The organism is Solibacillus sp. FSL H8-0523, from assembly GCF_038051985.1.
In the GTDB taxonomy this organism is placed as follows: domain Bacteria; phylum Bacillota; class Bacilli; order Bacillales_A; family Planococcaceae; genus Solibacillus.
Genome location: NZ_CP150291.1, coordinates 2,003,598 through 2,025,971, shown reverse-complemented (window position 1 = coordinate 2,025,971; position 22,374 = coordinate 2,003,598). Strand labels below are relative to the sequence as shown.

Here is a 22,374-nt window from a genome sequence, read left to right as displayed (position 1 = left end):
TTATACTGTGTATGATACAGTATGGATGCTTTATTTTCAATTATTTTACATAAATTTAATTTAAAAAGCGGAAAAAGTGTCTGTAGCACCTTCTCCGCTTGTCGTTTATAACTCAAATTTTTTCAATTATATAAACCTTAATACAACCAAAACGTATAGATGTTGTTAGAAAAGTTCCAGGGAGGTGGTCCTTTTTTTCAAGCTCATACGTTTGATTGTAAATGGTTTTTTACACGCTTTTTATTCACCAATTGACCGATGAATACGAAAATAAATAGGAACCCAACCATCACTGCCATCATGCCGGCAATCGATGTGTCGAGCCATTTCGCTACGTAATAGCCACCGATTGCAGCCATTACACCAAAACTGATTGCAAAGCCAAACATTTGCTTTAACGAACGACTTATTAAATAAGACGTTGCAGCTGGACCGATAAGCATCGCAATGACTAAAATTGCTCCTACACTGTCAAATGCAGACACAGTTGTTAGTGAGATCATCATCATAAATAAATAATGCATAAACACAATTGGAATCCCAATTGATGCCGCATAAACGGGGTCAAATGTGGATAATTTAAACTCCTTAAAAAAGACAATTAACAAAAGTACATTGAGTATTAACGCAATGCCTAGCATCCAAATCGCTTTCGGCATCTCAAAACCAAATAATGTTAATTTATCCCACGGTACAAAGGCAATTTCCCCCATTAACACATGCTCGACATCTAAATGGACGTCGCCTGCAAAAATCGTAATGAGTAACACACTAATCGCAAACAGCGTGGTGAAAATTATGCCGATTGCCGCATCCTCTTGAATGCCATTCGAACGTAAATATTGCACTAAAAATGCAGTGAGTAACCCTGCTAAGGCTGCTCCGATAAACATCGATACGCCTGTAAGTGCCTGTGTCACTAAAAATGAAATGACGATACCAAATAGCACGGTATGACTGATTGCATCAGCAATCATCGACATTTTACGTAGCACTAAAAACACACCTGCAATACTACATGTGATGCCTACAAGTATCCCAGTCAAAATGACCCAAAATTCAATCACGCGGTGTCACCTCACTTTGAAGACGTCTTTTGTACATGACCTTACTTACTAGCCCTGCTTTTGGACTAATCAAATATGAAATGACAAAGACAAATGCGGATACTAATACAATGATTGGACCCGTTGATAAGCCTGTTTTTAACGAACTTATATACGTTCCGACAAGTCCTGATATGCCACCTAGTGCGCCACTGAATATGAGCATCGTCGCCACAGTTTTGGTCCAGAGCTTTGCTGTAGCTGCTGGCACAATTAACAGCGCAGACATTAAGATGACCCCAACTGCCTGAATGCCGGTAACAATCGTCAGCACGATGAGCGCGGTTAGCATGATTTTCAAAAATGTTACTGGTAGACCAATACTTTTAGCGTAAATAGGATCAAAAATCATGAGCTTCCATTGCTTTTGCAACAGCACACTGACAATTAAAATTAACCCCGCACAGATAAATAACCAATACAAATCACTTTTTGTCATCGCTGCAGCTTTCCCAAATATAAAATCACTAAGACCACTTTGATTGCCACCTGGTTGACGATTGACAATCGTTAAAAACACAATGCCCATTCCAAAGAAAACGGAAAGCACTAAGCCAATTGCAGCATCCGCTTTTAGCTTCGAATAATTGACAATCCCTTGTATACTATAGACCGCTAATGTAGACGTAATAACCGCTCCGAGCATTAAAATCGGTAAATCTTTTTCGCCTGTTGCTAAAAAGGCTAGCGCCACACCAGGTAATGCAGCATGTGCAGCCGCATCCCCGATTAAGCTTTGTTTTTGTAAAAATGAAAAGGTACCAATCACACCCGCTGCAAGCCCAAGTAGCATCGTCCCTAGTAAAATCCAAAGTAAATTCCCACTAATCATACGACGACGCCTTCTTTTTCAAATAAAACAAGACGGCCACCATACGTTTTTTGGAGATTTTCAGCCGTAAACGTCGGCTTGATTGGCCCTGCTGCTACGATTGTTTCGTTCAGTAGCACTGTATAATCAAAATAGTCTTCTACTGTTTGTAAATCATGATGCACCACAAAGATGCTTTTGCCTTCATCACGTAATCCCTTTAAAATGTCGATAATCATTTTTTCTGTCGCCACATCGACTCCAGCAAACGGTTCATCTAAAAAATAGACTTGTGCATCTTGCGCTAGCGCTCTTGCTAGGAAAACACGCTGCTGTTGACCACCTGATAATTGACCAATGGAGCGGTTCGCATACTCCTGCATATTGACACTTGCTAGTGCATCGAACGCTTTTTGGTGATCTTTTTTGGTCATCCACTTCAATAAGCCGCGGTGCCCGTATCTGCCCATTAGCACAACATCAAGCGCTGTTGTTGGAAAATCCCAATCGACGGCATTGCGCTGCGGGACATAGCCAACAATACCTTCTTTAGGCTTGTAAGGCTTTCCTAATATTTGAACCGTGCCTTGTTTATTTTGGAGCTGGTTTAAAATCGCCTTTAGTAAGGTCGATTTCCCAGCACCATTTGGACCAATAATCGCAGTTAATTGACCTGTTGGTACATTTACATTAATGTTTGTCAGCACCCTTTTTTTGTCATAAGCAACTTGTAACTGCTCGACGGATAAAGCTTCCATGTGTTTCACCTACTTTAAGGAGTCGACGATCGTGTTGATGTTATGTTTATACATGCCTAAGTATGTGCCTTCTTCTGTTCCTTCAGCGCCCATTGCGTCAGAGAAAAGCTCACCACCGATTATTACCGTATGGCCCTTTTCTTTCGCGCCCTCAATGACAGCGTTCATCGCTTTATCCGAGACACTTGATTCAACAAAAATGGCTTTAATGTTGTTTTCAACTAAGTAAGTAACCATATCTTCTACATCTTTCACGCCGTACTCAGATTCTGTGCTTAACCCTTGTAAGCCACTTACGTCAAAGCCTAAGCTCTCACCAAAATAGTTAAATGCATCGTGTGCTGTTACTAAAATACGTTGCTCTTGTGGAATTTCTGCCACACGCTCTTTTGCATAGGCTGCTAATTCATCAAGCTTTGCTAAATAGTCTTGTTCATTTTTTTCGAAGTCCTTTTTATATTCAGGGTATTCTTCAACAAGGGTATCGCCAATGCCGTCTACAACTTCTTTCCACAGCATGATATCAAACCATACGTGTGGATCATTTAATGAAGCATCCTCCTCATCCACTAATAGCTGCTCGTCTTTTAATACCTCTGCTGCGGCAAATACGGTTTTGTCTTTGCCCATTTGATCAAAAATGTCCTGAAGCTGTCCTTCTAAATGAAGCCCGTTATAAAAAATCACTTCAGCGTTTTCTAATGTCGTCATATCTCCTTGTGTTGCTTTATAAAGGTGCGGGTCTACGCCTGGGCCCATTAATGTTGTGACGTTAAGCTTTTCGCCGCTAATCACTTTCACCGCATCGGCAATTTGACCTGTTGTTGCGACCACGTTTCCTTCCTTGTCTGCATTTGCATTTTTCGCCTCATCCTCGTTACATGCAGCAAGCATTAATGTCAAAGCTGCAAGACCAATCCACTTTTTCATGTTAAAACTCCCTTTTGTTATTATTTTTCATTCGCGAAAGTGTATTGCGTATATAAAAGTATATTTCACGAACGAATAAAAGTTTCCTTAAGGAAAAATATAAGTCAAAAAAATTTATTATGCAAGTTTTTTCTGAATTTTTTTCCAGTGCCTTCCCTTAATAATGTTCAAACATCCTGTATTTAAGCGCTTTCTAGCGTAAAAAAGAGGTGCATAAACAATTTAAAATTGATTACCCACCTCGTGTATGAAATTTCACACATAAAAAATCACTCAAAATCATTAGCTAATCTTTTGTTCGGCCTTAACCTCGTGACTTACTTGCTGCTCAGATTCGATATAATACCCGTTCCAAATCGACACGCTAACAGTAAAGATGAAAGCGAGTACATGTAGTACAACAATCCATCTCACCCGGCTTTTCACGAGCCAAATAATTAATATTCCAACAACAAACAGTGCTGGGTACGCAATGAACAGCATGCCAACTGCCGCAAAGCCGTCGCGGTAAAGTGTACCAACACTAAAGGAAATGAGCCACGTTAAAATTGGCGCATGTAGGAAAATCCAAATGAGCGACCAGATAATTTTTTGCACTTTTGGAGAGCGCTCACGTAATAATGGCACAAACAAGACAAAGCTCATCACTGCCACGACTAAACAAACTAGCATTGCCTTTCCTCCGCGCGTTAGCCATGTACTTACATACGTTACTTCTTCAAAATTCAGCGTTTTCAACTCATTATTTAAAATGAATTCCTTCGCGAAATCAGTCATTTGCTCTTTTGTTAGTGAGCTGTTTTGACTAAAGCCGAGGTGATAAATAAAGCTATCCTCTATGCTGTAAATTTCATTGGCAATAGTAGCTGTAACATTCACCTCATCATTTTTTTCATTGTAATGATAATAATGATAAACGAGCCCACCATCCCCCTGAATAAACTTTTTCGCCATTGTTGTTGATGGATTTAACCGTTCAAGTTCAATCGGTGTTCCGTAAGCATCTTGTTTTATTTCAGCAAACGTCGCATACTCGATTTGACTGCCGTATGATTTAGCCATCGAAATATTAATAAACGCATCATCTTTCTTAAAATGTAGCTGTAACTCTGTTAAATAGCCATCATTAACAGCAATCACCGTACCGTCTTCAATGGAAAATGGTGCGGGTAGTTGCGTCAATTCCACATGATTTACTTGTAAAAATGTTGCTAGCGGCACCTCTCGATAATACTTCAATGTTCGAATATGTTGCATATCAAGCTCATAATAATCTTGAGAGTAAACAATCCCATTTCCATCGATTTCAGTGAATACATTCATTAGTGCTGGTGAAGCAGTTTTCATTGATGAGTTTGGTGACATTAATTGCATGACTAAAAAGATTGTTGCGATGGTGATGATGGCGGTAAGAATTGGAATATGAATTATTTTTTTACGCTTCGGTTTATTGAGTTGCTGTGAGACATTGCGGCGCATACATTTTTCAATCTCATCCGTATTTTGCACCTGCTTTAATTTATACGTCATCCTTTAACACCTCCCATTCAACGTTTTGTAACTGTTCTTTAAGTAACTTCCGCGCCTTCACAAGCCTTGATTTTAACGTATTTTCGTTTACTTCAAGTAGCGCCGCCATTTCCTTTAATGTAAAGCCCTCTAAATAGTAATACGCCACGACTTCTCGTTCTTTCGTCGGTAAGCCTAACACCGCATCACTAATGAGGTCCTCCTCGTCTCTTTTCACGAGTGCGTCTTGCTCAGGACTTTTTAGCGAGAGCCATTTTTCTTGAAATACTAGTCGTTTATAATGCCAGCTTTTTAAGTAATCCTTTGCTTTATTGGCAGTCATTGTTGTTAAATAACGCTCAGCATCGGCTTTTTCAAGCGGTCGGTTTATGTGATAAAACTTAATAAATACATCCTGCACAAGATCTTCTGCGGTATGTAAATTTTTCGTGTAGTAATAGGCAAGCCGTAGTAGCCTTGCGCTATTGGCTTTCATATAGTCATCAAGTTGCTGTTCATCCACTTTGTTCACTCCCTTCTCTTGTATAACGATGCTGCGGGTTCGTTGGTTGAAAATAAAAACCATCTGACTAGAAAAATATCTAATCAAATGGTGAAAATTTTCATGTATGCCTATGCTAATGAGTTACACGGCTCTTCGTTTCTTCATCCATGCGACAAGCGGCAGTAATGCGAGCGAAATAATGCAACCGGTAATTCCTAGCACCGCATAACTTGTACTTGCTACCATGAGCCCTGATAACAGACCGGCTGTTGCCCCAGATACCGCAATAAACACATCCGCTGAACCTTGTACTTTCGCCCGATTATGAATGGTTGTATGATCGACAATTAAGGCCGTGCCACTAATTAAGCCAAAATTCCAGCCTAAACCTAATAAAGCTAATGCAATAATGAGTAACGTGAGGGAATCCGTTGGTGCATAAGCCGCAAGTAAACCGGCTGCAGATAACGTAGCTGCTGCTGCTACGATAAGCACATTACGACCAAGCTTATCAACTAACATCCCCGTCACTAATGATGGCAAATACATAAAGCCGACATGGAAACCGATCACGACACCCACACTTGCCAACGTATGACCGTGATGCATCATATGAATTGGAGTCATTGTCATAATCGCCACCATAACCACTTGCGTTAAAATCATCACACTCGTACCAACAAAGATGCCGGTTTTATCGTATTGCAGTGAAGCTTCTGATAACACCGGCTGCGTTTGTTGTTCCTTTTGTGCAAGAAGGCGCGCAATTTGTAGTGGATCTGGTCGGAGCATGAAAAATAAGGTCGCCCCTGCCAGTAAATACGCCACCATCGACAAAATGAATGGCCCTGTTAATGCAGGTAAATCAATGCTCTGTGCGACGTCGCCCATTGTAGAAATCAAATTCGGGCCAGCGACCGCACCAAACGTGGTCATCACCATTGTTGTACTAATCGCGCGTGCACGCTGCTCTTTTGATGCTAAATCTGTTCCCGCATAACGTGCCTGTAAATTTGTTGCCGTCCCCGCGCCGTAAATAAAGAGCGCGATAAATAACAACGCAACACTATGTATAACCGCTGCTACAATGACACCAAGCGCACCGATGCCTCCAACGAAGAATCCGAGCGATAAGCCGACCCGCCGACCATACTTTTGCGATAGCTTCCCTACACTATAGGCTGCAAATGCTGAGCCGATTGTGAATAAAGCGGAAGGCATGCCCGTAAGCGAGCTATCGCCAATCATGTCCTGGGCAAGTAATGCGCCAACAGAAATACCAGCTGCTAATCCCGCACCACCAAATATTTGCGAAATACTAACGACGATTAATACACGTTTATATAATTTTTTGATAACGTCTGGTGATAATTCTTCAGTTTGTAAAGTTTTCATACCGCGCTCCTTTTTAAATATGGATATTTTTATGGATCTTGCAAAAACTCATTTCTGATACCACCAACTCATACTCGTAGTTTCATCACAAACCAAATACTCAAACCGCTCTCCAATCAACCGCTCAATCTGTTCCTCCTTCGACAGCATTACGGTTACAAACGTATCAAAGGAACTAATAAACACAAGCCGCTCTAGCTCATCGGTAAATAAACAAACATTCCTTGTAACCTCAGCTAAACGCTCGGGTATGGCCGATGTAAGTTCAATCGCACCGTTTACACCAAGAATAGGATTACTGTAATGAATATGCGTGCTACCAATTTGCTGAAATAGAGCAATGATAGGCTCGAATAAAAAGACTGAAATCGTGTCTTCTGTCGGGTAAAACAAGTCTTCGTTTAATGCTTCATTTAATTGCGTAGCCCACTGTTCATTGGCACTGGCTTCATTCAATGCGGAAATCGATGTGAGCAGACTAACCGCAAGCTGCTGATACGAGCCGAGCCCGGTTTTCTTCAGCATGTCCTGCCAGCGAATCGGTGTGCCGAGTGTTAGCTGCTCTTGTGTGCTCGGATAAACATGTTCGTGTGGGTGTTGCCGTTTATTTTTTGCCCAATTGTTTGGCATTTGAACGAACGGGTGAAACAGGAGTGCAGCCGAGCGAAATGATGGACCTGCTTGCTGTAAAATCGGTGTGTCGTTCTGGCTAAGCCAAAGATATTCCACCACAAACACCACCTTTTTATGTAAATTATAACAAAAACAACTTACACAATACTAGGCAATAAAAAAAACACCTAATTAGAAAATGCTCTAATCAGGTGCTGCAAGTTATTAGCGGTTTACCATCCACTCTGGTTTCCCAAAGCCTTGGAAGTCTGCATCGATAGTTTCCTCAAATTTTGCCGATTCCACAATTTCGATTAAGTCTTTTGCTAATTGTGTGTCTTTATTGTCTGCTTTTACCGCGACTACGTTACGATATTGGTCTGGCATGTCTTCTAAAAATAACGCGTCCATTAAGTCAAGACCCGCTGCTAAAGCGAAGTTACCTGGTACAGAAGAAATATTCACTGAATCGATTTGGCGTGGTAGAGACGCTGCTTCTACTGGGTGGAACACTAAGTTTAAGTCGTTTTTCACGATATCTTTTTCAGATGCTTTTAACTCTTCAACATCTGGGCTAATTTCGATTAAGCCTTGTTTTGCTAACGTGCTCAGTGTACGTGCTGCGTTTGATGGATCGTTTGCAATTGCGATTGCTGCACCTTCTTTAATATCCTCAACTGATGTTAAGTTGTTAGAGAAGAAGCCCATTGGTGCAGTTGGTACGATAATTAACGCTTCTAAATCCATATCGTTTTGCTCTTCAAAGTTTTCTAAGTAAATTGTGTGCTGGAATAAGTTGGCGTCAATGTCACCATTGTCTAATGCGACGTTCGGTTGAACATAATCACTGAATTCAGTTAGCTCAACTGTATAACCTTTTTCCTCTAATTGTGGAATGATTGCTTTTTTCAGCATGTCGCTATATGGGCCTGCAGTTGCGCCTAGTTTAATGTCTTTTGAATCGCCTGATGTTTCCTTATCATCGCCACATGCGGCTAAAACTACGACTAGTAATGCTGATAATACGAACAAGTACCATTTTTTCATTTCATTAATCTCCTTATCATCTCTTATCTACTTTTTTTGCTATTAAATCTCCACCGATTTGAATCAGCTGGACGAATATAACTAATATTGCAATGGTTGAAATCATAATCGTGTTATCGTAACGGTAATAACCAAAACGAATGGCTAAATCCCCGATACCCCCACCGCCAACAACACCGGCCATGGCAGAATACGCGACTAAACTAATAATTGTTAGTGTAATCCCCTGAATAATGCTTGAACGCGCCTCTGGGAACAAGACGTCTTTGACAATCATCCACGGTGTTGCACCTACCGCAATCGTTGCTTCAATAATCCCTGGGTCAATTTCACGTAGCGACGTTTCTACAAGTCGTGCGAAAAATGGAATTGCAGCAATCGATAGCGAGACACTGGCTGCAATTGGACCAATCGTACTGCCGACAATGAGCTTTGTTAACGGGAATAGTGCCACAAGTAAAATAATATAAGGAATCGAACGTACTAAATTGACCGTAAAGCCAAACACCGTCTTCACAAAACGGTTTTCCCAGAACATCCCTTTATCCGTAATAAACATTAACACGCCAAGAGGCAATCCAATTAATAGTGCCGCTGCGGTTGATATACTGATCATAATGATTGTTTCTTTAAATGCCTTCAAAATATCTGGAATCATCGATACAAAGTGGGCGAAATCAAACATGGCGAATCACCTCCACAATCGTACCGCGCTCAAGTAAATAATTTTTGGCCGTAGCTACAAGTTGTTTCTCCCCTAGTAGTTCCATAATGAAAATACCAAGTGGTCGTTCTTGTATGTATTCAATTGTGCCATGCAGGAAATTCCCTTGAATCGCATAGCGCTGTAGCATATCGGAAATAATGCCTTCCCCTGCAATGTCTCCTTTAAAAATGATTTTCACAATTTCGCCGTTCACTTCATTTAAAATCGACGATGGAATATCAAAGGATACGACTGACTTAATAAACTCTTGTGTGAGTGGCTGCTGAGGACTGGCGAATAAATCATACACATCACCTGATTCAATAACACGTCCGTCCTGCATAATCGCCATGCGGTTACAAATTTCTTTGACAACATCCATCTCATGTGTAATCAGGACAATCGTAATACCAAGCTTTACGTTAATATCCCTTAACAATTGTAAAATCGATAAGGTCGTTTTTGGGTCAAGTGCGCTTGTCGCTTCGTCGCATAATAAGACAGACGGATTATTCGCAAGTGCACGGGCAATACCAACACGCTGCTTTTGACCACCTGATAGCTGACTTGGAAAGACATCGCGTTTTTCGGATAAACCTACCATTTCAAGGAGCTCATCAATGCGAGCATCCATTCGATTTACTGGATAATTCGCAGCTTTTAAGGCAAAGCGAATATTATCGGCAATTGTTTTTTGATTGATCAAGTAAAAATGCTGAAAGATCATACCAATTTTTAAACGAGCTTTTCGTAATGCACTACTCGATAATTTTGTTAAATTTTGGCCATCCACCAAAATCTCACCTGATGACGGCTTTTCCAGTAAGTTAATACAGCGTAGGAGCGAGCTTTTCCCCGCGCCTGAATAACCAACAATCCCGAAAATATCACCTTTATGTATTGTTAATGTAACAGCATCCACCCCTGTTACCTTGCGTTTTTTCGTCTCGTATATTTTCGAAACATCTCGGATTTCTATCATATAAACCTCCAAAACCTAGTTGAATAATGAGATTTATTCAACGAATTAATTAATAGTAGTTTTTCCTGAACTAAAAGTCAACACACTAGTAATAAGATTCAGAATTTTGTTTACAATTCAAGGGAATTTCGCTATTCTTGACGTACATTAATACAGAATGGAGATTTTCATATGCCTTATTCACAAATTAAACAACAGCTCCTTACATTTTTAGCAGCTGAGCAAGTTTCAGACAATGACATTATCCGTACCCAGCACGGACAGGACGAATCTTATCATGAACCGGCGCTACCTGATTTAGTTGTTTTCCCTCGTACGACAACCGAAGTGAGTGAAATTTTAAAGTTGGCCGATACATATAAAGTGCCTGTTATTCCTTTTGGTCGTGGCTCTAGTCTTGAAGGCCATATTATTCCTTATGATGGGGGCATTTCGATTGATTTTAATGAAATGAATGCCATTTTAGCGATTGAGCCGGAAAATTTACTTGTAAAAGTACAACCCGGTGTGACGCGTATGCAGCTCAATCAAGCGCTGAAAAAGCATGGATTATTTTTCTCGGTCGATCCTGGTGCAGATGCCACGCTTGGCGGGATGGCTGCGACGAATGCAAGTGGTACAACAGCTGTTCGTTACGGTGTTATGCGCGATCAAGTGCGTGATTTAGAGGTTGTGCTGGCAAATGGTGAAGTAATTCATACAGGCAATTCAGCGGCGAAGTCTTCATCTGGCTTACACTTAAATGGACTGTTCGTTGGCTCTGAAGGAATATTAGGTTGTATTACGGAATTGACGCTACGTGTGTACGGGATTCCCGAACATGAAGTGGCAGGACGCGCCGTATTTGCTTCCACAGACGTTGCGGTGCAAGCAGTAACGGCCATTAAACAAGCCGGCATTCCTATTGGCCGTGTGGAATTTGTCGACCCTGCCTCCATTCGTGCGGTCAATCATTACAGTGATACCGAATATCCCGAACAGCCTACACTCTTTTTAGAGTTCCACGGCAATGAAGCGGGTCTACAGCAAGACATAGATTTTGCGACGGAAATTTTACAAGACTTTGGCTGTGACCAAATTCAATTTGAAAAAGATACAGCGGCACGCAACCAATTGTGGAATGCACGCCATAATTTAGCCTATGCTTTTATTCATGCAAATCCAGGTAAAAAGCTAATGTCTACTGACGTTTGCGTGCCGATCAATGAACTCGCAAATGCAATTGAATTTGCCCGTAAAGAGCTAGAGGCGATGAACTTAATTGGTGGGATTACCGGTCATGTTGGTGATGGAAATTTCCATGCGATTTTAATGTTTGATTTACAAGACGCGGAGGAAATGGCACGTGCGAAAGCTTACAATAAAAAAATCGTTGAATTTGCTCTAGCAGTTGGTGGTACGTGTACAGGTGAGCATGGCGTTGGTGTTGGTAAAATGGAATATCAGCAGCAGGAACATGGTAACGCACTAGCAGTGATGAAAGCGATTAAGCTCGCGTTAGACCCGAATAATATACTAAATCCGAATAAATTAATATAGTACTTGAAAAAGCCGCAAAACACTGTTTTTACAATGTTTTGCGGCTTTTAATGTCTATCAACATGCTAAATCAGCTTTACGGCTGAAAACTAAGTTTAATACCAACGCTGGTTGAACGCATACCAAAGGGCACTATTCGCGACCCCAATTTAACCGCTATTGAACCTCCACAACAACATTTCCAAACAGCTCTTTCTCAACATAAACATCTAACTCCCATATTCCGGAATTAGGAAAAACCATCGAACTTGGTACATGTGCATCTGCCCCATTTAACGCTCCCGCTATATTATAATTATCAATAATAACTGCTTCTTCGTTTGTCTCTATATTAGTGCCAATCACTTTTAATGATTTCCCATTTAAATCTTGCCCCCAAAAGTGCCACATGTATTTATTTGGTTCGTTTGCTACGAGCGGTAATAATTCGACTTCCTCTTTTTCTAAACCAGATCCTATTAGAAAACCTAATTTCCCTTGTTCTCCGCGTAAAATATTTTGGCCTTCTTCACCATCAAACATCACCGGAATTGCAAAAGTAGGACTCACCAAATTATCTTCCATGCTTTCATTTGATGTGCAGGCTGACAAAACCATAATCATTAATAAAGTGAATAGACTATATTTAGCCTTATTTAACATGAAAAACCTCCATTCATAATTGTCTTCACTATTATGTTCGATAAATTCATACTATTTTCCTTTGGACGACAAAATTATAGAAGTATCCTTACTGCGGTAAAATAATCTACATCTCAACATATGTTTTAATTAACGTCTTTTATTAAAAATAGCGAAAAAATTCAGCACCTTTCCTAAAAAGGAAAAGTGCTGAATTAAGATTAATTATTCAAAAAATGGCGTTACTTTATAACCGCTTTGCTCTAGGTGGTAGCGAATGTTTTTATCCACTAAGAAATGGCCGGCGCCAACAACAACGAAGAATTTACCTGGCTCTGTTTCCAGTACCTCGATAATTGATTTTGCCATATCCTCGTCGCGCTGACCAAATAGCATATTGCTATATTCCGTGTCTTCGCCTTCCATTTCCTCTAAGCTTTTCGCAAAGTTCTCCACATCGCCAATCTTCCAGTTCATGAACCAATCAGAAAGTAATGCGATGTCTTCTTCTGTTTGTACAGCTGGCTCTAAAATGCTATCAAGCACAGCTGCAAGCGATTCTTCCTGTGCTTCTTTGGAAATGCCTTCAAACATATCAACCTGTGCATTTATACCCTCTAACTCATAGATTGGTTTTTGTTGTAAATAAGCGCCAAGTAAAAACTGCATATCTACCCCGTGCATCGACATTTCCTCGATTGTTAAACCAAATGCACCCTCCATCGCTGACAACGAGAAATTATTAGCAAGTAGCCATGGCTTCATTGTGACAACCTCTTCCATTGGCATCCCTAATTTGTCCGCTACTTTCTCAAGCTTTGTGAACGTTTCTTCACTAATATCCTCTTTAATCGTTTTGCCTTCCTCGTAAATCGCTTTTTCCATATAGTATTCCATACCATTTGGATCTATAATGTTGGCTTCAACAAATAAGCCCTGTGAATCGTTAAAGGCATTCGTTAGCTTTTTGTGCATTGGATATAGATCAGGCACACCTAAATGAATCGAGCCAAGCAAGTAAATCGTTGTATCCTCATCCGCTACAACCCAGGCAACACCTTTTGAACCAGCATTCGCTTGCTCATATGTATCCTGAATTAAACGAATCGCAAAAATAACCGCGTGCTGTGTTGTGGCAGCCTCTTCTAGCATTAATCCTTTTTCAGAGCCACGTAATACAGTGCGCTCCTGAAGGTATTTGACAGCATCCGTACCTGCACCGACTTCATATTGCGCCACGATATTGTATAAGCGGTTAATGACGTCCCCGCGCGTGTTATCCCCTTTTACGACTGCTGGTGTGAATGCAGTATTTTTCGTTAATTCCAGTGAAGCAATTTTTTTCTCTGTTAACTCAATTAAACTATTTAAACGTTCTTGTGAAATTGCTGTTTGGAAATCTTCATAGTACCATTCAAGCGGGAAGATCCCAAATTTTTCACCTTCATTTAACGTTTCAATTGCCCAGTTACTTACATCTGGCCCCGCTTGCTCTGCTTTTACAGCAGGTACGATTGAAGTTAGCATAAGCGACGCACCAAGTGTCGTGGCAAAGGCTGTTTTTGTGAATTTACTCATTGTCCCATCCCCTTATTAATTTATAAAAATACAACTTTCATAATAAATTATAGCACAAATAACATTGAATATTTTGTATATTTAGTTAAATATTTGGGTTAATTATACAATTTTTTGTTTACAAAAAAACTACTACGCATCGGATCTGCATAGTAGTTTACTGATTATTGGTTATCTTTCCAATTGTGCATTGGGCTAAATGCTTTATCATCAATCGGCAACTGCTGCATCGTTACCGTACGATCTTGTTTGTCTAATTTTAGTTCATTGTAAATAAACTTTGACGTGCCAAGACCTAAGTTTGCTGCTTGTTCTACAGATTCACCGTAGAAAATGTCTTTAATATTGGCGAAATACATCGCTGATAAACACATAGCGCATGGCTCTCCACTTGCGTACATTGTATAGCCTGATAAGTCGTTTGTATGTAATTGCTGCTGTGCGCGACGAATGGCTAATAGCTCCGCATGGCCACTAATGTCATGTACGACATGCAGTTCGTTTACACCTTCTGCAATAATTTCATCGTCCTTTACTAGAACCGCGCCAAACGGTTGACCGCCTTCTTCTAAATTGGCTAATGCTAATTCAATTGCTCTTTTCATAAATAAATTCATTCATTGTGCCCCCTAATTTAACTCTTACCAGTTTACCAAACATTTGTACGTGTTTCTATCGGACGTTTGGTCGATTTCTTGTGAGTGTAACAGTAAATTGATTGTTTTTTCTAATAATTATCAGACGATTAAAATGATTGTCGTATGGGTACCTTAAAAACGAAAGGTGGAATTCAAATGAAAAAACTAGCATTTTTAGTAGCCTCAAGTGCACTACTTGTCGCTTGTGGAGATAAGGACGAAGCAAACAATGTCCCCGACAACGCACCTGTCGAGCAAAATCAAAAGCAAAGTACATCCAATACAACGACAACGACAGTAGATGCCGCATTTAACTTTACCCATTTTGATTTAGATATTGAATATGTAGACAATAAAAGCTACGAAGTAAGCTATGAAAACGAAGCAAATGGAGCCGAGGTAAAAATTGAGGATGAAGTGAACAATAGCGTCGTACAAGGCAACGAAGCAACCAACACATTAATTCCGATTTTTGAAAGCTTCACATTCGATGCCAACACTGATCCGGATACGGTCATTGATGAAGTCCTGCAAAAGTTCGGTCAGCCGAATAATTTTATATCGGTTGAAATTGACATTCAATTTGCGGATGGCACGAAAAAGGAATATCGACGTACACAATAATTAGTAGATCCGTTTGTATAGGTTTAAAGAACGAGAAAAAATGTTTAGGCTTGGTTTTCACCGCGCCTAAACATTTTTACTTTGCAGTTCGCAGTTTGGCAATACTAAAAAAGAAAACAGTACCTTTCTCACAAATAATTGTGAAACTAAGGTCTGTTTTCTTTTTGTTTACATCATTCTTGCAACTTGTAGTGTACGATGTAGTACTTTTGCCATTTGTGAGCGCGTCAGTTTGGCGTTTGGATCAAAGCGGCCGTTTGCTTTGCCGCCAAAAATACCATATTCATAGGCAATGGCCACAAAGTATTGTTCACTGGCTGTCAGTTTTGAGAAGTCTTTAAATGGAATACCTTTATAATCTGGGTCTGAAATGTCTACCCCTGCATGCTCTAGCATACGAATGGACATTTGTGCAGCTTGCTTACGCGTTACGACTTGTTCTGTATTGAAATAATTTGATTTTTTCTCATCGAGTATATCTGCCTCAATGAGGGCTTCAATCGAATCTTCAAACCATTTACCTCGGACATCCATATAGGTTGATGGGTTTTTTGCTGTTAAATCCATCGCACGACTAATCATTGCCGCGTATTGGGAAATTGTCACACTGGCGTTTGGCTTATAATAATTTGGTTCTACACCAGATACAATTTTACGTTTTGCTAATTGTAAGATTTCATAACGGTGGCCATCTGCTCGAATATCATAGAATAATGGTGTTTCATTTTTTACGATATATTCCGAAGAAGTTTTCGTTTTAATAACATGCTTATTTAACTTGCGGGCAAAAGGCGCTGCAAGGTATTCGCCTTGGTCCCCAATACGCATAAGGACATCAGTCGAACTTAAACCCTTCACTTCTATATCAATATAAGAAGCGAATTCAAAACCCTCATCGAATAGGCTTGCTGAAAACGCTAGACCGTAATTATCATTCTCCTCAATTGTCATAGCTACAACGGCATTTTTTTGGGATACCGGTACGGCAAATCGAGGAATTTTAAGAGAAATAGAATCTGAGACGCTGATTAAAGTTGGTGTATGCTTATCCATTTCCGAGACAGGCATGTTAATGTAATACGTCGAACCACGCTGATTTACGGTAATGTTTGAATAATCTACTTCATAATCATCTTCATTTTCTTTTTCATCGTAATAGTATGGGTTCCAACCGTTTTCAACGTTTTTTTGCACGTCCTCAATGTAAAGTAATTCGCGTACATTCGTTACGTAGCTTTTCTGTAGCGTCGTTAGATTGTTGTACATGGTGCGCACATCACCAACAGCTGTCGTGCTTGAAGATGATGTTAAATTTGAAATGGCCGATACGACTTTTTGTGCAGTTGCACGGTTATATTCCACCGAATGGTACTGACTGTATTGCAGTGCTTTTTCGTCTGCAATCGTTTGAATCAGTAAACGGTAGCTATATGGAAGTGCGTTGAAATCACGTAGCGCCGCTAAATAGTTCGTTGTGTAATTGACATCGACTGTTGATAGTATCTTAAAACTATTTTCAACGGCACGCATTTTTGCAATATTGTCATTGTATGTACTTAATTGGGTAACTAAATAATAAGGTATCGATGACTTTTCAGATACGGTTAATGAATCATAATAACGATTGGCCTCTTGTACATCGCGTAAAAATGACGACTTCGTTGTTGAAATCGAATTCATTTTATTAACGAAAGTTTGCACGACATTTAAATAATAATTACCATTCGGTGTTGTGTAATTGTAGTAATAAAATAAGGTATTTATATTAGTTACACCACGTTGTTCATATTCATTTAAATTGTAATACGCTGTAAACGCTTCTTGTACATAATATGAATACGATGAGCTCGCAGGATCTATGTTATTAATTAATTGAATAACCTTCGATACTTGCGTCTGGTCATAAGAATAGTTTGGATAATATGTATTTGCCGACGTATCTTCCGCGATCATGGTAATGGCTGGAATCGCCGCTAATGATACTAATAATGCTGATTTTTTTAAGTTCATGTTCATCAACCTTTCCTGCATGTTCTATGTAGTTGTAGTGTATCACGAATTTAGAAGGCTTTGTTTATTTTTCCTTATTTTATGAATAATTACTCAGTTAAATTGTATGTAAATTAGTAAATTTCAACACTTTCCAACTCCATAACGCGCTCCCGCCACGTCCCATACAATGCAAAAAACCGAAACACACGCGCTCGTGGTTTCGGCTAAATTAATTATTTCGACGCGTTATAAGCGTTTATAAATTCTTTTACTTTTGCTTGATCAGCTTGTAGCTTCAGGCCTGTATCGATTAAAGGTGTCACTGTTGATACTGCAGGTTTTTTCTTACCTTGGTAGAAGCTGATAAACTCTTCTTGGTTAATTGAGTGAAGTACCGCTTTTCGTAAATCCGCTGAAGCAGTCACGCGATCCTCTTTTGTATTGAATAGTAAATAAGAAACGGCGTTACTATCTGCTGTTTTCAGCACTAAGTTTGCATCACCTTCGACAACATCTGTTTTAGTTTCAGGAACAGATTGTAGTACGTGAATTTCGCCGTTACGTAATGCTGAAAGTGCGCTGTCGTTATCTGCGATGAAGCGTACTGAAATGTCATTTACTTTTGGCTCATTTTCAGTGCCTGCAAGATATGCCGGGTTTTTCACGAATGTTGCTTCATAATCGTTTTTCTTCACTAAAATGTAGGGACCCGATGCTGCTAGGTGGTTCGCGTAAGTCGCACCTTCTGTTACAGCCGCTTGGTCACCATATGCGATGTCCTTGTTTGGATCATAGCTTGCTACGTCAAATGTATTTACTGCTGTTACCGCTGCCTCTGACACAATACCGCCAGATTGGTGTGCTAAGTAGTTTAATACTTGTGGGAATGCTTTTGGTGTTGTGATTTTCACCACTTGGTATTTACCCGCCGCGTTATCTACATCGCCTTCAGCTGTTACCGCTTCAGAAATTGCTGCTGGTACTTTATCTGATAACTCTTCTAAAATTGATTTGCCGCCTGCTGTTTTCACTGACTCTAAAGCTGTTAAATCTGAAACAACTTCTACTGTTTCGATGTTTTCATGTAAAGAATACGTACGGTGATCTGGTACAGCGTTTTGATCTTTCGCACGATTTAATGAGAAGACAACATCCTCAGCCGATACTAAATCGCCTGTATCTACTGCTTTTTCGCCTTCCACTTTTGCGAAGTTAATGTCATCGCGTAGCACGAAGTAGAATTCTTCATTGTTTTCAGCAATCGCGTGGTCATATGATAATGAACCGTCTGATACGACTTCATCCGTATCCGATAAATTCACTAAACGTACGTACATATTTGTGTTTAAAGTGTTAATCGAACCGTCATTTCCTTTTACAGGATCTAGTGATGTTAACGAGCCCATTGTTTGGTGTAATACTAATGTTTCTGATGCATTTTTTGCCACATCGTTAAATGAAATGGCTTCCCAAGCTTGCGCACGAGATTTTGGCAGGCGCACTGTATCTGGATTTACTTCATTTTTATAAATCCCTTGGAACTTTTGAGAAATGTAAAGTGGTGCGATGTACGCATTATCGAATACAAGCGTTTGCTCAAGCTCTTTGTATTTCTCTTTTGCTTCATCACCAACTAATGTACTTGCTTCGTCGATTAGCTTGTCGATTGTTTCATCGGCTACGTTTGAAGACGCACCGTCCGATTTGAATAATCCGCGCACTGCATAATCTGGGTTACCTGTTACAGTCGTCCAACTTGATGCTGCGATATCATAGTTCCCTGCATCTTGCTGCGCTTTAAATGAACCGTAATCTGGTTGGATATTTAATTTTACGTCAAAGCCGTTTTTCACTAATTGGTCACGTACGATGTTTAAATCTTGTTCAGATGACGCCATCCCTAAAAGCTCGATAACTACTTTGTCACCCGTTGCTTCATTTGTATTGCCATCGTTTTCTTTCACATCTGATTTTGTTTCGACACAGCCAGCTAATGCCACGGCTGCTACAGTTGCAGTTGATGCTAACGTAAATAATTTCTTGTTCATGTTAATGCCTCCAGTTAATTTGATTTTGGGTCTAATGCATCGCGTAAGCCATCGCCAAAGAAGTTAAACGATAAAACTAATAGCATAATGCACAGCCCTGGGAAAATAGCTAAATACGAATGCGACTCTAAATACGTGCTTCCGACTTTTAAAATATTGCCCCACTCGGGAATATGTGGTTCAATACCAAGGCCTAGGAAGCTTAAACTACTTGTAGAAATTACAGCGCCACCGATTGTTAATGTTGCTTTTACAATCATTGGTGCCATTGCATTTGGCACAATATGCTTAAAAATAATGGCCGTATCACTCGCGCCAAGTGCTCGAGCGGATTCGACATATTCGTAGTTAGAAATTTGTAGAACGTTCGCACGCATCGTACGCGCATACGTCGGGATTGCCCCCACACTTAGGGCGATGATTAAGTTCAATGTGTTGGCACCAAATGCCGCGATGATCGCAATCGCTAGTAAAATACCAGGAATCGCATATAAAATATCGAGTGCGCGCATAATGATATTGTCAGTGTTTTTGCCGTAATAACCCGAAATTGCACCGAGCGCCCCACCGATTAACGCTGGGATAATCGTTGCACTAAAGCCAACGATGAGTGAAATTTGTGCACCGAACACAATTCGTGAGAACAGATCACGTCCGAAGTTATCCGTACCAAGCGGGTATTCCAGTGTTGGCCCAAGTAATAGTGCACCGTAGTTATTTTCAACTGCGAAGTCATAGTCAAATGTCCATGCGCTCACAACCGATAAGCTAAACATAAAGACGATGATAAATAAACCAAACAGTGCCATCGTATTACGTAAAATTTTATTCCACGTTTTTTGCCACTTTTCTACTGCTGATGCATCCGCGTTACGTGCCTTGCGAATGAGTGTAATCCCTGCCAGTAGCGAGAAAAAGTTCCCCGTTACAATCGGGATAAGTAGCACAACCCCAAGACCCAGCATCCATTTCGGTGCAAAGCTTGACGTATTGTAATTCGCTACTAAAATCGCTGTCACTAAATACAATAGCGAAAGGAAGATAAACGCCCCCATCGCCAGTAAAAAGGTATCGACAACGTACGGCTTAAACATATTTAAACTCGAAATGAGCAATACAAAAATTTGAGTATTAAATGCATAAACAGCAAATGTATATTCCGCTGTTTTGTTTTTTGTTAGCAGCATAAAGCCAAAGCCGGCTGCAAACACATTTCCAACAAAAATCGTTAAAATGAGTGGTAAGCCTATCATACGCGTGCGCTTTGAAATTTCGCCCTTGTTTTGTAAATCCTTTTTTATCAGTATGCGAATAAGCACAACATGAAGTGTCGTCACAAGATAAACCGTGAACAGTAACAGTACATTTCCGCGCCAATTTTGTGCATCGAAGTTATAGCTATAAAGTAAAAACAGCAATGAAAAAATCGCAGAAAAAGCAATGGTAAATTGGGCATTGATGTATTCTTGTGTGATTTTTAACAGTAGCTTGACATCCGAAATAAATTTCACGTGGTACCCTCTCCTAAGACTTTTTCATTTTTGAACGGATACGCGGATCAAAGAACGCGTATAAAATATCAATGAGCATATTGACAATCGAGATGGTAATCGCAATATAGACAACCCCACCTAAAATCGCCGGAATATCGGGAATAAACTGCTTATCGACAATGTAACTACCAATCCCGCTAATATTGAAGACCTTCTCTGTTACCGCTGAACCACCAAGCATCCCGCCAAATAGTAAGCCGATAACCGTAATAATCGGAATCATCGCATTACGAATCGCATGCTTTGTAATGACCTTGCGCTCTGATAAGCCCTTCGCTTTCGCGGTAATAATGTAATCTTCATGAATAACCTCAAGCATACTTGAACGCGTCATTCGCGCAATCGAGGCTGTGATTGATGTTCCAAGTACAACGATTGGAAGCACCAGTGACATCCAGTTATTCGGGTTATAGGTCGCTGGGAACCATTTTAATTCGAGTGAGAACGTTAAAATGAAAATTAATCCTTGCCAAAAGCTCGGAATCGAAAGTCCAATTAACGCAATAAACATAAAGATGTAATCAACAAATGAATTCGGACGGACTGCTGAAATAATCCCGACTGGAATCGCAATCGCCACCGCCATTAATAATGAAAACAGCGCAATTTCAAGTGTCACAGGGAATTTATTTAAAATGCTTTGTGTCACATCTTCCTTCCCGGCAAACGACGTTCCAAGATCAAACGTAAACAACCCAGATAGTGAGTGCCATAGCTGTACAAGATACGGCTGATCTAATCCATATAATTTGTTAAAGTTTGCGACCTGCTCTGGTGTTGATTCGACACCTAGTAAATTGCGTGCTGGGTCAAATGGCGAGATGTACAAAATCGTAAACACCAGTGTCGCCACCCCAATAATGACGAAAATACTTTGTAGCAACCGTTCAAAGATAAAACGGATGAACGGGTTACTTGTAATAAGAAGCAACACATACATTGGTAAGGCCGGAATGAAACTAATCGCAATAAAGGCTGGATTTTTTAACAGTTGTGTGAAGAAATGCGCATAAGTATTTTTTTCAACGCCTGTTTTAGTAAGCTCCTGATTGATTTGCTTGTGCATTTTTTGTTCCGCTAGCTTTTTAGCCACCTGTTGTATTTTGGCTTCATCAATCGTTTGGTTGAAAAACTGGGCCTTGGTACGTTCTTGCTGCTCGTATTCCTGCTGCCACTGCAAGCGCATATCTTCTGTGAGCAGCGTTTGTTTTAGTTCAATTGCACGTGCTTCATATGTATTACGCTTTTTTGTCATTACATAATAGAAGTACGAAAAAATGTGTACGATAATTCCGAGCACATAGTACGCGGCTACGTAACTTTTCTTTGACGCGTTTTTGCGAAAGCTGTCTGTAAATAGTGTTAAATCTACTTGATTTTTGTCACTTCGCACAAAATCACTCCTTTCAATATTTCTCAG

General features: G+C 40.1%; 20 protein-coding genes. 2 read left to right on the top strand and 18 right to left on the bottom strand.

Annotation, left to right across the window (positions count from 1 at the left end; all coding sequences use genetic code 11):
- Nucleotides 1-203: 203 nt before the first annotated feature.
- From NSQ62_RS10110 to NSQ62_RS10060, 11 genes are all read right to left on the bottom strand, one after another.
- Nucleotides 204-1,067, bottom strand: a complete 864-nt coding sequence (locus NSQ62_RS10110; RefSeq protein ID WP_341323802.1) for a metal ABC transporter permease — start codon at nt 1,065-1,067, stop codon at nt 204-206.
- Nucleotides 1,060-1,938 carry a metal ABC transporter permease gene (locus NSQ62_RS10105; RefSeq protein WP_341323801.1) on the bottom strand — a complete coding sequence of 293 codons (879 nt, stop codon included), beginning with the start codon at nt 1,936-1,938 and terminating at the stop codon, nt 1,060-1,062. The genes NSQ62_RS10110 and NSQ62_RS10105 overlap by 8 nt, the downstream gene beginning before the upstream one ends.
- A complete protein-coding gene (locus NSQ62_RS10100) occupies nt 1,935-2,675 on the bottom strand; it encodes a metal ABC transporter ATP-binding protein (RefSeq protein ID WP_341323800.1) in 741 nt (246 codons plus the stop codon). The genes NSQ62_RS10105 and NSQ62_RS10100 overlap by 4 nt, the downstream gene beginning before the upstream one ends.
- A gap of 9 nt (nt 2,676-2,684) precedes the next feature.
- The gene (locus tag NSQ62_RS10095) at nt 2,685-3,605 is read right to left on the bottom strand and encodes a zinc ABC transporter substrate-binding protein (protein WP_341323799.1); all 921 of its coding nucleotides are present in this window, start codon (nt 3,603-3,605) and stop codon (nt 2,685-2,687) included.
- A gap of 282 nt (nt 3,606-3,887) precedes the next feature.
- Nucleotides 3,888-5,135 carry a hypothetical protein gene (locus NSQ62_RS10090; RefSeq protein WP_341323798.1) on the bottom strand — a complete coding sequence of 416 codons (1,248 nt, stop codon included), beginning with the start codon at nt 5,133-5,135 and terminating at the stop codon, nt 3,888-3,890.
- Nucleotides 5,125-5,637 (bottom strand): sigma-70 family RNA polymerase sigma factor, encoded by a 513-nt coding sequence (locus tag NSQ62_RS10085; RefSeq protein WP_341323797.1) that lies wholly within the window; start codon nt 5,635-5,637, stop codon nt 5,125-5,127. Before NSQ62_RS10085 ends, NSQ62_RS10090 begins: the two co-directional genes overlap by 11 nt.
- Before the next feature lie 123 nt (nt 5,638-5,760).
- Nucleotides 5,761-7,014: an MFS transporter gene (locus NSQ62_RS10080; RefSeq protein WP_341323796.1), complete on the bottom strand. Its 1,254-nt coding sequence runs from the start codon at nt 7,012-7,014 to the stop codon at nt 5,761-5,763.
- Between the two features lie 48 nt (nt 7,015-7,062).
- Nucleotides 7,063-7,743, bottom strand: coding sequence for a DUF2711 family protein (locus tag NSQ62_RS10075; RefSeq protein WP_341323795.1), 681 nt, complete (start codon nt 7,741-7,743; stop codon nt 7,063-7,065).
- A 108-nt stretch (nt 7,744-7,851) separates the two neighbouring features.
- On the bottom strand, nt 7,852-8,673 hold the full coding sequence (locus NSQ62_RS10070; RefSeq protein WP_341323794.1) for a MetQ/NlpA family ABC transporter substrate-binding protein: 822 nt from the start codon (nt 8,671-8,673) through the stop codon (nt 7,852-7,854).
- A gap of 16 nt (nt 8,674-8,689) precedes the next feature.
- The gene (locus NSQ62_RS10065) at nt 8,690-9,358 is read right to left on the bottom strand and encodes a methionine ABC transporter permease (RefSeq protein ID WP_341323793.1); all 669 of its coding nucleotides are present in this window, start codon (nt 9,356-9,358) and stop codon (nt 8,690-8,692) included.
- Nucleotides 9,351-10,361, bottom strand: a complete 1,011-nt coding sequence (locus NSQ62_RS10060) for a methionine ABC transporter ATP-binding protein (RefSeq protein ID WP_341323792.1) — start codon at nt 10,359-10,361, stop codon at nt 9,351-9,353. The genes NSQ62_RS10065 and NSQ62_RS10060 overlap by 8 nt, the downstream gene beginning before the upstream one ends.
- Nucleotides 10,362-10,532: 171 nt before the next feature.
- On the opposite strand from NSQ62_RS10060, the gene NSQ62_RS10055 reads away from it, so the two are divergent.
- Nucleotides 10,533-11,900 (top strand): FAD-linked oxidase C-terminal domain-containing protein, encoded by a 1,368-nt coding sequence (locus NSQ62_RS10055; protein WP_341323791.1) that lies wholly within the window; start codon nt 10,533-10,535, stop codon nt 11,898-11,900.
- 156 nt (nt 11,901-12,056) lie between these two features.
- On the opposite strand, the gene NSQ62_RS10050 is transcribed toward NSQ62_RS10055, so the two are convergent.
- From NSQ62_RS10050 to NSQ62_RS10040, 3 genes are all read right to left on the bottom strand, one after another.
- Nucleotides 12,057-12,542, bottom strand: coding sequence for a DUF4871 domain-containing protein (locus tag NSQ62_RS10050; RefSeq protein ID WP_341323790.1), 486 nt, complete (start codon nt 12,540-12,542; stop codon nt 12,057-12,059).
- Nucleotides 12,543-12,746: 204 nt separating this feature from the next.
- Nucleotides 12,747-14,099 (bottom strand): TraB/GumN family protein, encoded by a 1,353-nt coding sequence (locus tag NSQ62_RS10045; RefSeq protein WP_341323789.1) that lies wholly within the window; start codon nt 14,097-14,099, stop codon nt 12,747-12,749.
- 164 nt (nt 14,100-14,263) lie between these two features.
- Nucleotides 14,264-14,716 carry a nucleoside deaminase gene (locus tag NSQ62_RS10040; RefSeq protein ID WP_341323788.1) on the bottom strand — a complete coding sequence of 151 codons (453 nt, stop codon included), beginning with the start codon at nt 14,714-14,716 and terminating at the stop codon, nt 14,264-14,266.
- Between the two features lie 177 nt (nt 14,717-14,893).
- On the opposite strand from NSQ62_RS10040, the gene NSQ62_RS10035 reads away from it, so the two are divergent.
- Nucleotides 14,894-15,361, top strand: a complete 468-nt coding sequence (locus NSQ62_RS10035) for a YusW family protein (protein ID WP_341323787.1) — start codon at nt 14,894-14,896, stop codon at nt 15,359-15,361.
- A gap of 168 nt (nt 15,362-15,529) precedes the next feature.
- On the opposite strand, the gene NSQ62_RS10030 is transcribed toward NSQ62_RS10035, so the two are convergent.
- The 4 genes from NSQ62_RS10030 to NSQ62_RS10015 form a co-directional block, all read right to left on the bottom strand.
- Complete coding sequence (locus NSQ62_RS10030) at nt 15,530-17,371, bottom strand: S-layer homology domain-containing protein (RefSeq protein WP_341323786.1); 1,842 nt, start codon at nt 17,369-17,371, stop codon at nt 15,530-15,532.
- Nucleotides 17,372-17,586: 215 nt separating this feature from the next.
- The gene (locus NSQ62_RS10025) at nt 17,587-19,401 is read right to left on the bottom strand and encodes an ABC transporter substrate-binding protein (protein ID WP_341323785.1); all 1,815 of its coding nucleotides are present in this window, start codon (nt 19,399-19,401) and stop codon (nt 17,587-17,589) included.
- Between the two features lie 14 nt (nt 19,402-19,415).
- Nucleotides 19,416-20,912 carry an ABC transporter permease gene (locus NSQ62_RS10020; protein WP_341323784.1) on the bottom strand — a complete coding sequence of 499 codons (1,497 nt, stop codon included), beginning with the start codon at nt 20,910-20,912 and terminating at the stop codon, nt 19,416-19,418.
- 13 nt (nt 20,913-20,925) lie between these two features.
- Complete coding sequence (locus NSQ62_RS10015; protein ID WP_341323919.1) at nt 20,926-22,209, bottom strand: ABC transporter permease; 1,284 nt, start codon at nt 22,207-22,209, stop codon at nt 20,926-20,928.
- Between the last annotated feature and the right edge of the window lie 165 nt (nt 22,210-22,374).